The following is a 13464-nucleotide window of genomic DNA, read 5'->3' on the forward strand; positions in this document are numbered from 1 at the left end:
TGGCCATTCCGCCCCTGTCGCCATGAGCGGAGCTGCGTCCGCTGCCCCGCCCGCTCTCGCCCGCGCGTCGCCTCGCGATGATTGACCGGCCGCCGTCGGAGCTGGTATAGGTAGCCGTTTTCTTTGGGTTGAATTTTTCAGTCGCAGCCGAAACGAAAGGCGGTCGAGCACCGTGTGCGCAGGTGAAGGGTGCCCTGGTGCTTCCAGTGCCAGCCATGTCGTCTTGCCCTTGCTGCGTCGCGTCGGCGCCCTGCGCCTCGGCGGACGACCTCTCATTTCAGCCAGAGGATGAGGAGACCCCATGCGTGTCCGACACGTGATGATCACAGCAGCGATCGCCGGTCTGTTCGCGGCCTGCGCCGGCTCGGAGGGTGATGGTGGCAAGACCGAGCTGCCGGTCTACGGGACGGTCTGTGAGGCCCGCTGCGCCTGCGAGGACTGCTCTGGCGACAAAGAGGGCCTGTGCGAGGCCGAGGAGGAGACCATCGCCAAGCGAGCCGAGGAGCGCTGCCAGGACGAGCACGCGGCGTACGTCGACTGTGTCCGGCTGGAGGGCCAGTGTGTGGACGGTCATCACCTGACGGAGGTCTGCAACATCCAGGAGGCGGCCCTCCAGGGCTGCCTCGAGCCCACGGGCCGCTGTCCCAGCGCGGGTGATGGCATCTGCGACGAGCCCCAGGGCACCGGCGAGTGCCCGGCCGGGACCGACGCCGCCGACTGCCTCTCTCACTGTCCCTTGATCGGCAACGGCACCTGCGACGAGCCCGAGGGCACCGGGCTCTGCGAGGAGGGCACGGACGTCGACGACTGCAAGCTCGCGCCGTGCGACCGCGTGCGGGACGGCGTCTGCGACGAGCCCGAGGGTACCGGGCTCTGCGAGGAGGGCACGGACGTCGCGGACTGCGCGGCAGGCGCGCCGTGCGCCTCCACGAACAACGGCGAGTGCGACGAGCCCGAAGGCACCGGTCTCTGCGAGGAGGGCACGGACCTCGCCGATTGCAACGCCACCCTGACCTGCGACGACCTCGACGAGTGCGGCAGCGACACGAGCGGGTGCGTCGGATGCGCGGTCCAGGGGAGCTGCGCCGATGAGCTCGATGCGTGCATCCTCGACGACGACTGCATCCTGTTCGCCAAGTGCGCCGTGACCTGCAAGGACGGGGACGACGCCTGCTTCACCGCGTGCATGGACGGACATCCGGATGGAGCGCAGCTCTATCTCGACTACGACACATGCGTGAACTGCGATGAGTGTTATTACTCGTGCGGCAACGCCAGCATCCTCGGGTGCTGATCCGTGGCTTGTCCCGGCGCCGCGGAGGAGATGAAGGCGCCCGAGAAGGAGCCCGGCCGGCCCCCTGAGCCGCTCCCGGGCGGCGCGATCCGCGCCCTCGTTCTGGTAGGATCGCCCGCCGTGCCGGAGCTCCCTCTCACCCCCGCCGATCTCGACGCGGTGCTGGCGCCGCTCCCCAGCGCCCGGCCGCTGCCCGCGCGCGCGTACTGGGACGAGGACGTCTTTGCCTTCGAGCAGGCCGAGATCTTCGGGCGCTCCTGGCTCTGCGTCGGCCGCGAGGACGAGATCGCCCGCCCAGGAGAGTGGCTGCTCGCCCCCCTCACGCCCGCGGGCGTCGTCGTCCTCCGCGGCGCCGATCTGGAGATCCGCGCGTTCCACAACGTCTGCCGCCACCGGGCGGCGACGCTGCTCGACGGCCCGTGCGGCCGCCTCGCGCACCTCGAGTGCCCGTACCACGGCTGGACCTACGAGCTCTCGGGCGCGCTGCGCGCCGCGCCCCACGCGCCGCCCGGCTTCGACCGCGGCGCGCACGGGCTCCTCCCGGCGCGCGCCGGCGCCCTCTTCGGCTTCCTCTTCGTGACGCTCGATCCCGGCGCGCCGCCGCTCGAGAGCGCGATCGGCGAGGCGCCGCCCTGGCTCTCGCGCCCCGGGCTGCGCTCGCTCCGTCGGGGCAGGCGGGTGGAGTACGAGGTCGCCGCGAACTGGAAGCTCTGCGTCGAGAACTTCCAGGAGTCTCACCATTTCCCGCGCGTGCACCCCGCGCTGGAGCAGCTGACCCCGTGCGACGACGCCGTGTCCTGGGGCCGGGGGGGCCCGTGGCTCGGCGGCGTCATGGACCTCGCGCCGGGCGCCGACACCGTCTCGACGAGCGCGGCGCCCGGCGCGCGGCCGCTCATCGTCCCCGAGGCGGAGCGGCGGCGCGTGCGCGACGCCTTGCTCTTTCCGGGCCTGCTCACGAGCCTCCAGCCCGACTACCTGCTCACGTACCGGCTCGCCCCGCGCGCGCCCGACCGGACGCTCGTGATCGCCGACACGTACTTCCACCCCGCGGCGTTCACGAAAGGCTTCGATCCGGGCGACGTGTTCACCTTCTGGGACGCGGTGAACCGGGAAGACCGCGCCATCTGCGAGCGGCAGCAGCGCGGGATCTGCGCGCCCGGCTACACGCCGTCGACCTACGCCATGGTGGAAGACGGCGTCCACGCCTTCGACGGCATGGTCGCGCGCAGGTACCTCTCGGCGCTCCGCGCGCGGACGGCATGAGCGAGCCGCGGCCGGTGGGGTCGCCCGTGGACCGCTCTCTCGTTACTGCGCGACGCAGTTCTCCTTCATCACTTCCCAGACTGCATCTCCGGTGGCGATGCTACCGGCAGAGGTGGGATGGATTCCGTCTTGCGTATAGTCGTTGTGTCCGTTCCAGGTCGGACGAAGGTCCAGCCAGTAGCACTTCGGCGACGTGAGCCCGTCGCACAGCGCCTTCATCTTCGGCCGGAGCGTATCGAGGCAGGTCTTGAGCGACGCGAACTGGTTTCCGATGGGGTCTGGATAGAAGAAATAGACCACCTTCTCGACGTTGTCCTTCTCCATGGTCTCGAACAGCGCCTCCGCCGCCTCGAGGGCCCCGTCGCCGTCCCCTCTCAGCAAGCAGTCGTTCCCGCCCCCGTCCATCAGCACGTACTTGATCATGCCGTTCTCCGCGGCTTTGCGGTACTGGCTGGGGATCTGATCGTTGGCCAGCGTCGTGCCGCTGACCGAGTTGTCGATGTAGCGGTCGTTCTGGGGGAGGGAGCCCGCGGCCTTGGCCTGCTTCTCGATCTGCTGCGTGATGCCGTGCGTCGCGGCGATGAACGACTCTCCGATGACCGCGACTTGATTTCCCTTGGTCTGGCCCTTGACGCACTCGCCCGGTTCCCCGCCCGTGCCGGCCGTCTCTCCGCCGCTGGCCGAGCTGCTGGCCTCCGCGGTGCTTGCACTGCTGCTGCTGCTGCTGCTGCTCGAGGTGCTGCCGGCTGTCGCGCCTCCGGCGCCGGTCGTGGCCGCACCGCCCGAGCCGACCGTGGCCGTGGTCTCCGCGCTGCTGGTGGTGGTGGTCCCGTCGGGGCCGCCTCCGCCGGTCGAGGACGTACCATCGTCATTGGCCTCACCGCAGGCCCAGATGCCGATGCTCAGGAGACCGAGAACGCTCAGTTTCGTAGCAACGTAGGGACGTATCGACCTCATTTTATTTCTCCAGTGTCCGCTTGGCGCCGAGGTTTCAAGCGGCGAAAGCCATTCATTGCCTTGTATCGACGATTCATCCATGCATCGAAGGGCCGCGTTCGCCCGATGCAGGTGACTGCCACGACGTCGTACCCAAGCCAGATGAATCGATGTATAGGCATACTCGCCTATGCCTTGATGCGAGACGTCGCGTTCATGTCGGTGGATTGAACATTTCGGGCGAGAGTCGAATTCGGTGTCTGCGCCACGGCCCCTCCTCCTGGGAGGCCCCCGAGGCGTTCGGTCCCGAGCGCTCCACGCCCGAGCGCGGCTTCCCGCCCGTGCTGGCTCGCGCCAGGCTGCGATCCGGGCCACGTGGGCGCCTCCTGGGACGCCGTGAACCGGGAGGATCGCGCCATCTGCGCGCGCCGGCACCGCGGGAGCCGCGCGCCGGGCCACGCCCCCTCGACCTGCGCCCTGGTGGAGGACGGCGCCCACACGTTTGACGGCCTGGTCGCGCGCGGGTACCGCTCGGAGCGAGGACGGCATGAGCAAGCTCTGCGGCCTGTGGGGCCGCCCGTACATCGACCTGTCGCCGCTGATCGACGCGGCGTGCTTCCCCGAGCTCGATCGCGAGATCGTGCGCGGCCTCTGCCGCGTCGAGCCCTCGTACACCGGCGGCAGCCTGAAATGGATGGGCGTGGTCGCGCCCTGGGTGCACGACGACCCGTACGTGGATTACGGGGAGGTCATCGGGGGCTTCTCGCGCGACGAGTTCTGCGACTTCATCGCGCTCGGCGACGACCCGTCCGCCTTCGATCCCGACCGGCGGCGCGAGTACACGTTTGGAGACGAGACGGATCACCCGCTCACGCGGGCGCAGATGCTGTACCTGAAGTACCGTTACGGCGTCTATTTCCCCTGGAAGGTCTGCTATCATCTGCTCGAGAACGATCGCTGGGAAGACAAGCACTCGGGCGCAGGCAAGGACTTTTCGGCGGAGGCCAGGGCGACGTTCCCCCGGACGGTCGAGTTCATCCGGGGCCTGCCGTTCGTCGAGATCGGGCGGTGCGTGATCTTCGGCCTCGAGGCGAATGATCACGCGCCCGCGCACCGGGACACCGAGCCGGGGAGCGCGATCGGCGCGGCGCAGTCCATCTCGTTCGACCCGCGCGGCGACAAGCGATTCTATGTCTGCGACAGGGCAGGGGAGGAGCGCACGGTCGTCCGCGCGCCCATCTACTGGTTCAACGACATGGATTACCACGGCGTCGAGCCGGACCCGTTCTTCCGGTACTCGATCCGCGTGGACGGCGTGTTCAAGCCGGAGTTCGTGAAGCGGCTCCAGCGCCTGTACGGGCGGTAGGCGCGGGCGCGGCCGCGTACCACCGCGGGCCTGTGGCGGAGGCGACGGGAACATACCGCCGCGAAGCGCGGCGCACTGCCAACCGCTTCCTGGAGGGCGGCCTCAGGGCGCGTCCAGGCTGTGCAGCCTCGCGCGCCAGTATCCCGGCCTTCGCTGTCCGTGCGCGACGGCGAGCACGACAATGGCCTTGTCATGCACCAGGTACGGAAGAGAAAAGGGGAATCGTTGCAGGACGATCTTACGAATCGGGACGGAGGTCGTGAGCCCCTGCCAGCGGGGCCACGCCTCGGGAGACTCGCGGATCGATGCTACCGCTCGGGCGACCTCGGCGACGAAGTCCAGCCCCAATCCCGGCTGCCGGGCCTCGTACCACTCCGCCGCGGCCGCGAGCTCCTCGCGCGCTTCGCGGTGGTAGCGCGCCTTCACCGGCGAGTGGCGCCGAGCCGCGCGGCGAGTTGTTCATGGACGAGATCCGCGTCTTCCAGCTCGGCCAGTCCGGAAAGGACCTCGTCCGCCCGACGCTCGATCTCAGCCGTCCATCGCCCCTCGACCTCCGTCTCTGCCGGGTCGTCCAGGCTGGCGAGGATCTCGTGCGCGAACTGTGCGCGGACGGATGGCGGGAGCCGCAGGATCTTGGCCAGGAGATCGCTCTCATGCTGCGACATGGTGCCCTGGAGCCTAGCACGATCGTGGCACCGCGCGCGCCTCACAGTGGTCACTCGGCTGCGGGGGCGGTGCCGGGATTGGATCTTCTATGGCGCCGCGGGAGCTCCGAGCGGCCTAGCGGCAGATGCGGGGGGAGCGGTCCCGTTCACCACGAGGTGGATGAACTGCAGCTTCGCCACGGCGGGGCGCGGCAGCACGAACGGGTAGAAGTCATGCTGGCCCATGCTGCGCGACATCTCGTTGAGCACGGCCGTCAGCTCCACCCAGGCGTTCAAGAAGCCCAGGAAGGTCTCGGCCCCTCGGTCGTCCGGCCGCCACAGCGCGTCCGCGCCCCATGGCTCGACGTCGAGCTCCACCTCGTCGGCGTCGATGCCGAAGCTGAGCGCCGTATCCACGGTGTCGACCATGTGGAGATAGTGGGCCCAGGTCTCGGCCCAGTCTTCCCAAGGGTGCATGCTGGCGTAGGCGCTGACGAAGCGCTCGGGCCAGTCGGCCGGCGGCCCCTGCTCGTAGTTGGCCTTCAGCGCGGCGGCGTAGTCCTGCTGCTCGTCGCCGAACAGCTCCCGGAACGGCGCCAGCCACCCGGTGTCGCGCACAAGGCGGTCCCAGTAATAATGGCCGACCTCGTGCCGGAAGTGCCCGAGCAGCGTGCGGTAGGGCTCGCGCATCGCGGCGCGGGTGCGCTCGCGCGTGGCGTCGTCCGCCTCCTCGATGTTCAGCGTGATCACGCCGTCGGCGTGGCCCGTCATCACCCTGGGCCCGTCGGGCGGAGAGGCGAGGAAGTCGAAGCAGAGGCCGCGCTCCGGATCCTCGCCGATCTTGGACTTCACCGGCAGGTTCAGCGCCAGGAGCTGCGACACGAGCCGTCGTTTGGCCGTCTCGAGCAGCCGCCATAGCGCCTGGTGCTCGGCGACGGAGAGGTCTGGAATGGTGCGGTTGAGCCGGCACGCGGCGCAGAGCGCGGGCGCCTCAGCCGCCGCCGGGATCAGCCAGTTGCAGCCCGACGCCAGGTCGAAGTTGCCGCAGCGCCTGTAGGGCTGCGGCGCTTCCGCCGTGTCGTGCCAGATCTGCCATGCGCCCTCGGTCGGGCCAGCCTTGAGCGGCAGGACCTGGGCGCGCTCGGGCTCGTAGCCGAGCGGCGTTTTGCAGGCCAGGCATTCGCTGTTGCGGAAGAACACCGGCCTCTCGCACTGGCAGCGGTAGGCGCGCGGTGCGGTGGGCTGCTTGGTCCGCTTCCATGCGCTGCGCAGGCGCGCGATCAGACTGTCGAAGCGATTGGTCATGGTGGGTTGAGCCGCCTCGATCGTGTCGGTCTCGGCTCACTGTCGCACGGAACGCAAGCCGTATGCCAAGCCTGCGGCTCGACGCTCGCGACACGGGTAGGACTCGACGCGCCGTGGACGGACGTCGCGACGTGTCTCGGTGTGGCAAGAATGCCGGCGACCCGACCCAGGTTGCGGCGACCCGACCCAGGTTGAGCGCTTCAGCCGACCCAGGTTGGGAATCGACCCCCGCCGCCCCCGACGCTTGCGCTGCTCGCTGCGCGCGCCTCGCTACTTCGTCGCGCGGTAGCTCTCCGGCGGTCCCAGGTAGCTCGGCCTGAGCCCGCCCGCGTCCACCACGAGCCTCTGCACCACCGGTCCTCGGGATCGTCGTCGAAGAGCGACCTGCCCCACACGGCCGGCCACAGAAGGGGGCCGCCGCCGGCGACGCCGCCGGCGGCTTTGCCACCCGTGGCGGGCAGGTCAGTTGGCGGGCACGAAACGCAGCGATGCGAGGCGCACGAGCTCGCCCTGGCCGCCCTTCACCTTCAGGTAGACCTCGTGCGTGCCCGACGTGGGCGCCACGTTGCACGTCGTCGTCGTCCACTTCTCCCAGCCGTCGGTACCGGGGAGCGCGCAGGTGCCGATCATCGAGCCGCCTGCGAACGGATCGATCCAGACCTCCACGGTGCCGCCGCCCCCGGCGCTCGAGGCCTCCAGCGCGATCGCCTTCGACTGTACACCCCCGCTGCCGAGGTCAACGCTCCCGAACATGGCCCAATCGCCGTTCTCCAGATCACCGAGCACCGGTCCCGCCGACGTGCTCGACACGACCTCGGCGCCGGACTGCTGGTCCGCCTCCGCGGCCGGGATCGGGGTGAATCCGTCACGGTAGGTGAACAGGTCGAAGTAGGCACGGCTGTTGGTCGCGAACATGCCGGCCTGGTTGCCAATCCAGGTGTGGGCCATGGCATAGAACCCGTCGAGCGTGGAGACGTCGATCTCGGTGCCCACCTGGGTCCATTCGACTCCATCCGTGCTGAACCAGCCCGTGGCCTTGTGCTCGGAGCGGACCAGCTTCAGCCAGACCGCCTTCCCGGCGGGTGCGGGGACCGACGCGCCCACGACGACCGGCTCGGCAAGCTCGGTGTACGCGGCCCCCGCCTCGGCCGGGGCCTGCACCGAGCGCGACCGGAAGGAGAAGCGAATCCTGTCTTCCTCGCCCTCCATGACCCGCGCCACCGAGACGTCCATGATGGCGGGGAGCCTGAACTGCTCGCTGTCGGTCATCCACGTCGGGCAGGAGAGCACCTGCTCGTCCTGCCAGTAGCCGTTGCCCACGCGGATGCCGGCCGCGTCCCCGTCGGCCGTGGGCGTGAACTCGACCTTCGCGACCATGCTGCTCGAGTGCAGCGTGTCCTTCTGAACGACCCACGTGGTCCCTCCGGTACCCGGCGTGATCCGCAGCCACCCCGGGCGATCCACAACCGAGTACTTGTCCTCCGACGGGCCGTAGGTGGTCCACGCGGAGTCGATCGTGGCCGACGAGAAATCGTCGTTCACGGGCAGCAGGAAGGGCACGCCGCTCTGCGGCAGCTTGGGCGCGGACAGACCGCCCTTCTTGGTCGGGTACCGCGGGACCGGGATCGTCTTCCCGTTCACCTCTTGGTCGACCCAGGTCACCTCCAGCAGCAGCCCCTCGCGGCCAAGCCCCTGCCAGTCGCCGTTCTTCGAGGTCTTGGTGTCGTCGGTGCCCACGTTGCTGCAGTCGTACGAGTGGGCAAAGGCCCACCACGAGCCGTCCTCGAGCGCGATCGGCGCCGTGGTGTGCTGGACGCCGGCGTACGGCTCCTCGCCGGTAAGGACATAGCCGAGCCACGTCCAGTCCTCGGCGGTGCTGCCGACCAGCTTCTTCGAAGCCCAGGCGTGCAGCTGGCCGCCGCAGGCCGTGTGCGTCGAGACGAAGTAGTAATACCATTCGCCGCGCTTGGCCATCGTCGGCCCCTCGGCCCACTTGCTCCAGTCAGGATTCGTGAAGTCGCCGCAGCCGCCGGTCTCCTGATCCCAGTTGATGAAGCTCATGTCGATGCTCGACTCGGGCAGCAGCATCCCGGTCTTGGGATCGATCTCCGTGACCAGGTTGATGCCGAAGTCGTTGGGGTGATCCGCGTCCCATTTGCACAGACCGTTCTTGATGATCATGTACGTCTTGCCGCTGTCGGGATCGACGAACACCGAGTTGTCGGAGCCGGTCCCTCGTTCGTACGAGGTCTCGCTGCCGGGCGGCGTGTAGGGGAAGATGTCGACCTTGGTGGGCTCTGACCACGGGCCCTCGAGGCTCGGCGCCGAGGAGAAATGCTGGGTGGCCCCGATGGAGTAATAGACCCGGTACACGTCGCCGGCCTTGACGATGAAGCCGCCCCAGGTGCCCTGGCCCGGGCCGAGCTGCGCCTCCAGCGCGGGAGCGGTCGAGTGGACCACCCGGTTCATGCGCTCCCAGTGGAGGAGATCCGTCGAGCGCAGGATCTCGAAGGCGGGCATCATGTGGAAATTCGACCCGACCAGGTAGAAGTGGTCGCCTTCCCGGTAGATGTTCATGTCCGGGTGATCACCGGGCAGAACGGGGTTCTGGTAGGTCGTCACCTCGAAGGCCGCGTCGCCGTCGCCGCCCGCCCCACCGCCGCCGGCGTTCGGAGAGCCACCCGTGCCCCCGGAGCCGCCGTCTCCGCCCGTTCCACCGCCGTCTCCGCCCGTTCCACCGCCGTCTCCGCCCGTTCCACCGCCGTCGCCGCCCCCACCCGCGGAGCTTGCCGAGGTTGAGGTGCTAGTCGATCCCGCCGTGCTGGGATTGGGCTCGTCCGAGCCGCACCCCATCGCGATCAATCCAACGAAAGTGACAATCCCTGCTGCATAAGAGCGCACGATGACCTCTCAGTTCCTTGTTGTGGACCCTTGAATTCCCGAGGGCTTCCGAAATGATCAATGAACGGGCACGAAAGTGCCTATCGGAGCCACACGGACCCTGGCGGAACGCCCTTCATCCCCCTCTTGTCACGCCGTACGGGCGCGCCGCTCGAAGATCCGTTGGAGCAGGCAGGCGACCAGGAGGAGCAGGCCGATGACGATCTTGGTCCACCAGGAGCTGAGCGTGCCCTCGAACATGATGAGGGTCTGGATGGTGCCGTAGATGAGCACACCGAACAGGGTGCCGACGACCGTACCATGGCCGCCGGTCAGCAGGGTGCCGCCGATGACGACGGCGGCGATTGCGTCCATCTCCATTCCGCCGGCATGCAGCGCGTAGCCGGACACCATGTAGAACGTGAAGGCGACGCCCGCCAGCGCCGAGCAGAACCCGCTCAAGGTATAAATGAGCACCTTGGTCCGTGGCACTGGCAGGCCCATGAGCAGGGCGGATTGTTCGCTGCCGCCGATCGCATAGACCGTGCGGCCGAAGCTCGTGTAGTGGGCGATGTAGATGGCCGCGGCGAACAGCGCGAGCGCGATGATCACGTTCCAGGTGATCGAGGTGTCGAACAGGAACGGGATGCGGTGCGACGAGACGTCGACGTAGAAGCCGTTGCGGATCGTGATGGAGTCGATGCTGATGAGGTAACAGAGCCCGCGCGCCAGGAACATGCCCGCCAGCGTGACGATGAAGGGCTGCACCTTGAAGTACTGGATGACGACCCCCATCACGAGGCCGATGGCCGAGCCCATGGCCAGCACGAGCGGGATGACCACGGCAGGGCTCACACCGTGCTTCTCGACGAGCGACGCCGAGACCATCGTGGTCAGCGCGATGACCGAGCCGACCGAGAGGTCGATCCCGCCGGAGAGGATGACGAAGGTCATCCCGATGGCGGTGATCAAGAGGAACGCATTGTCGATGAAAAAGTTGAGGAACACCTGCAGCGAGAAGAACCCGTTGAACAGGTACGACCCGGCCGCGAACATGAGCACGAACAGGCTGCTGGTGACCGCGAGCGGAAGGTGCCTCGGGTCGATCCGGACGGAGCGCCCGGTCGCGGCGGTGGTGCCGCTCCGTCCGGGCGCGGCGATGGTGCCGCTCCGTCCGGTCACGGCGGCGGTGTCGATCATGGTGTGACCACCCTCCTCGTCCGTTGCTTTGCGATGAGATCCCTGACCTTCTGCGATTGCACGATGGTGATCAGGAAGACGACGAGCGCCTTCACCACCAGGTTGACCTCCGGCGGCACGCCGGCGGAGTAGATGGTGGTGGTGAGCGTCTGGATGATCAGGGCGCCGATGACGCTCCCCGCCAGCGTGAACTTGCCCCCGGAGAGCGACGTCCCGCCCAGAACCACGGCGAGGATGGCGTCCAGCTCGAACAGGAGGCCCGCGTTGTTCCCGTCGGCGCTCTTGACGTTCGAGCTCACGATGAGCCCGGCGATGCCGGCGCACAGGCCGCACACGGCGTAACAGGCGAAGGTGATCGTGCGCGCGCGGATCCCGGCCAGCCGCGAGGCGACCGGGTTCACGCCGATCGCCTCGATGAACATGCCGAGCGCGGTCTTGCGCGTCAGCAGCCAGACGACGGCGCTCACGCCCGCCACGATGAACAGCGAGACCGGGATCCCCAGGAGGAAGCCGTTCCCGATGAAGTGGTACGGGCTGTAGTAGATGGTGATGATCTGGCCGCCCGTGATGAGCTGGGCGATGCCTCGCCCCGTGACGAGGAGGATCAGGGTCGCGATGATCGGCTGCATGCCGAAGAGCGACACCAGCGCTCCGTTCCACATGCCGAGCGCCAGCGCCACGCCCAGCGCGCTCCAGACGACGATCGGCAGCGGAACACGCGTCGCGTCCGCCATGCCGGTCCCGCCGCTCGGCGAGAGCTCGCCGCCGATCAGCACCGCCGCGACCGCGCCCGAGATGGCCACGACCGCGCCGACGGAGATGTCGATGCCGCGGGTGGCGATCACCAGGGTGAGCCCCATGGCGATGATCATGAGCGGCGATGCGCGGTTCAGGATGTCGATGACGCTGCCGTAGAGGTGGCCGTCCTTGACCGTGATCGCGAAGAACTGCGGATTGCTGACGAGGTTGAACAGCAGGAGGGAGCCGAGCATCGCCAGCGGCCAGAACGCGTTCCCGCTGGCGAGCCGGCGCAGGGAGGCGGCGGCCGCGCTCACGGCTGACCTCCCGCGATGATCTGGTAGACCGCCTGCTCGTCGGTCTTGGCCGTGGCGAGCTCCGCCACCTTGCGCCGGTCGCGCAGGACGACGACCTGGTCCGAGTAGCGCAGCGCCTCGGCCATCTCCGAGGAGACGAGCACCACCGCCATGCCCCGATCGCAGAGATCCATGACCTGGCCCATGATCTCGCCCTTGGCCGCCACGTCGATGCCGCGGGTCGGCTCGTCGAGGATGAGCATGCGCGGATCGGTCACCAGCCAGCGAGCCAGGAGCGCCTTCTGCTGGTTGCCCCCGCTCAGCTTGGAGATGGGCACCTCCGCGTCGGCGGCCACGATGCCGAGCCGCTGGATGTAGCGGCGGGCGATGTCGTCCTGCTCGTCCCGGGACAGGTTGCGGAAGATGCCGCGCTTGGCCTGGAGGGCGACGACGATGTTCTCGCGCAGCGACAGGTCGCCGAGGATCCCCTCGACCTTCCGGTCCTCTGGGCAGAAGCCGAGCCCGCGCGCGATCGCGTCGAGCGGCGAGTCGATGCGCGCCGGCTCCCCGTCGATCTCGATGGATCCCTGGTCCGCCCCGTCGAGCCCGAACAAGAGCCGCACCGTCTCCGTCTTCCCGGCGCCCAGGAGGCCGGCGAGGCCGAGCGCTTCGCCGCGCTGCACGTCGAGATCGACGTCGCTGACCGAGCCCTTCTTGCCGAGCCCTCGCGCCCGCAACAGGGGCGCTTGCCCGCCCGCCGGCAAGGTGGCCCGCGCGCGCTCGGCCCGGGCCGGGCCGTCCTCGGCGACCTCGCGCCCGACCATCCGCGTGACGAGCTCCATGCGCGACAGCTCGGCGGCCGGCGTCTCGCTGACGAGCTGACCGTTCCTCAGCACCGTGATCCGGTCGGAGATCTCGAACACCTGGTCGAGGAAGTGCGAGATGAACAGGATCGCCATCCCCTGCGCCTTGAGCCGCTGGATGACCGAGAAGAGCGTCTTCACCTCGTCCTCGGCCAGGCTCGAGGTCGGCTCGTCGAGGACGAGGATCTTCGCCTTGGCGCAGAGCGCGCGGGCGATCGCGACGAGCTGCTGCACGGCGATCGAGAAGGTCGAGAGCGGCGCGGTGACGTCGACGTGGATGTTGAGGTCCGAGAGCAGGGCGCTCGCCTTCCGGCGCATCTCCCCCCACCGGATCGCGAAGACGCCGGCGTCCTCGCGCCCGAGGAAGATGTTCTCGGCCACGGAGAGGTTGGGGCAGAGGTTCACCTCCTGGAACACGGCGCTGATGCCGAGCGCCTGCGCGCCCTGCGGGCTCGAGGGCCTGATCTCCCGGCCCTCGAGCAGGATCTGCCCGTCATCCGGGGGGTGGACGCCGGTCAGGACCTTGACCAGCGTCGATTTGCCCGCGCCGTTCTGCCCCATGAGCGTGTGCACCTCCCCGGGCAGCATGCGAAAATCGACGGAAGAGAGCGCCTGTACGCCAGGGAATCCCTTGGAGATCCGCTTCATCTCGAGCACGGGCACGGCTCCGCTCTGCATC

General features: G+C 68.7%; 12 protein-coding genes. 3 read left to right on the forward strand and 9 right to left on the reverse strand.

Annotated features, from left to right (window positions below; all coding sequences use genetic code 11):
* Nucleotides 1-301 precede the first annotated feature (301 nt).
* Both WMF22_RS18240 and WMF22_RS18245 read left to right on the forward strand, forming a co-directional pair.
* Nucleotides 302-1294 (forward strand): latent transforming growth factor beta-binding protein, encoded by a 993-nt coding sequence (locus WMF22_RS18240; protein ID WP_438036536.1) that lies wholly within the window; start codon nucleotides 302-304, stop codon nucleotides 1292-1294.
* A 120-nt stretch (nucleotides 1295-1414) separates the two neighbouring features.
* The gene (locus WMF22_RS18245; RefSeq protein WP_438036537.1) at nucleotides 1415-2557 is read left to right on the forward strand and encodes an aromatic ring-hydroxylating oxygenase subunit alpha; all 1143 of its coding nucleotides are present in this window, start codon (nucleotides 1415-1417) and stop codon (nucleotides 2555-2557) included.
* Nucleotides 2558-2599: 42 nt separating this feature from the next.
* Here the strand turns inward: WMF22_RS18245 and WMF22_RS18250 are convergent, their stop codons facing one another.
* Nucleotides 2600-3514, reverse strand: coding sequence for an SGNH/GDSL hydrolase family protein (locus WMF22_RS18250; RefSeq protein ID WP_438036538.1), 915 nt, complete (start codon nucleotides 3512-3514; stop codon nucleotides 2600-2602).
* 526 nt (nucleotides 3515-4040) lie between these two features.
* Here WMF22_RS18250 and WMF22_RS18255 point away from each other — a divergent pair.
* Nucleotides 4041-4859 carry a hypothetical protein gene (locus WMF22_RS18255; protein ID WP_437300327.1) on the forward strand — a complete coding sequence of 273 codons (819 nt, stop codon included), beginning with the start codon at nucleotides 4041-4043 and terminating at the stop codon, nucleotides 4857-4859.
* Between the two features lie 102 nt (nucleotides 4860-4961).
* Here WMF22_RS18255 and WMF22_RS18260 read toward each other — a convergent pair whose 3' ends face one another.
* From WMF22_RS18260 to WMF22_RS18295, 8 genes are all read right to left on the reverse strand, one after another.
* Nucleotides 4962-5285 (reverse strand): type II toxin-antitoxin system RelE/ParE family toxin, encoded by a 324-nt coding sequence (locus WMF22_RS18260; RefSeq protein WP_438036539.1) that lies wholly within the window; start codon nucleotides 5283-5285, stop codon nucleotides 4962-4964.
* The gene (locus WMF22_RS18265) at nucleotides 5282-5524 is read right to left on the reverse strand and encodes an addiction module protein (RefSeq protein WP_437300329.1); all 243 of its coding nucleotides are present in this window, start codon (nucleotides 5522-5524) and stop codon (nucleotides 5282-5284) included. The genes WMF22_RS18260 and WMF22_RS18265 overlap by 4 nt, the downstream gene beginning before the upstream one ends.
* Before the next feature lie 87 nt (nucleotides 5525-5611).
* Entirely contained in the window at nucleotides 5612-6808 is a 1197-nt protein-coding gene (locus WMF22_RS18270) for a zinc-binding metallopeptidase family protein (protein WP_438036540.1), read from the reverse strand.
* A gap of 270 nt (nucleotides 6809-7078) precedes the next feature.
* Nucleotides 7079-7213, reverse strand: a complete 135-nt coding sequence (locus WMF22_RS18275) for a hypothetical protein (protein WP_437300331.1) — start codon at nucleotides 7211-7213, stop codon at nucleotides 7079-7081.
* 57 nt (nucleotides 7214-7270) lie between these two features.
* Nucleotides 7271-9661, reverse strand: coding sequence for a family 43 glycosylhydrolase (locus WMF22_RS18280; protein ID WP_438036541.1), 2391 nt, complete (start codon nucleotides 9659-9661; stop codon nucleotides 7271-7273).
* A 177-nt stretch (nucleotides 9662-9838) separates the two neighbouring features.
* The gene (gene yjfF / locus WMF22_RS18285; RefSeq protein ID WP_437300333.1) at nucleotides 9839-10888 is read right to left on the reverse strand and encodes a galactofuranose ABC transporter, permease protein YjfF; all 1050 of its coding nucleotides are present in this window, start codon (nucleotides 10886-10888) and stop codon (nucleotides 9839-9841) included.
* Nucleotides 10885-11943: an ABC transporter permease gene (locus WMF22_RS18290; protein WP_438036542.1), complete on the reverse strand. Its 1059-nt coding sequence runs from the start codon at nucleotides 11941-11943 to the stop codon at nucleotides 10885-10887. The genes yjfF and WMF22_RS18290 overlap by 4 nt, the downstream gene beginning before the upstream one ends.
* A complete protein-coding gene (locus WMF22_RS18295) occupies nucleotides 11940-13463 on the reverse strand; it encodes a sugar ABC transporter ATP-binding protein (RefSeq protein WP_438036543.1) in 1524 nt (507 codons plus the stop codon). Before WMF22_RS18295 ends, WMF22_RS18290 begins: the two co-directional genes overlap by 4 nt.
* Nucleotide 13464: the final 1 nt, after the last annotated feature.

It is taken from the genome of Sorangium sp. So ce204, assembly GCF_051526795.1.
In the GTDB taxonomy this organism is placed as follows: domain Bacteria; phylum Myxococcota_A; class Polyangia; order Polyangiales; family Polyangiaceae; genus Sorangium; species Sorangium cellulosum_B.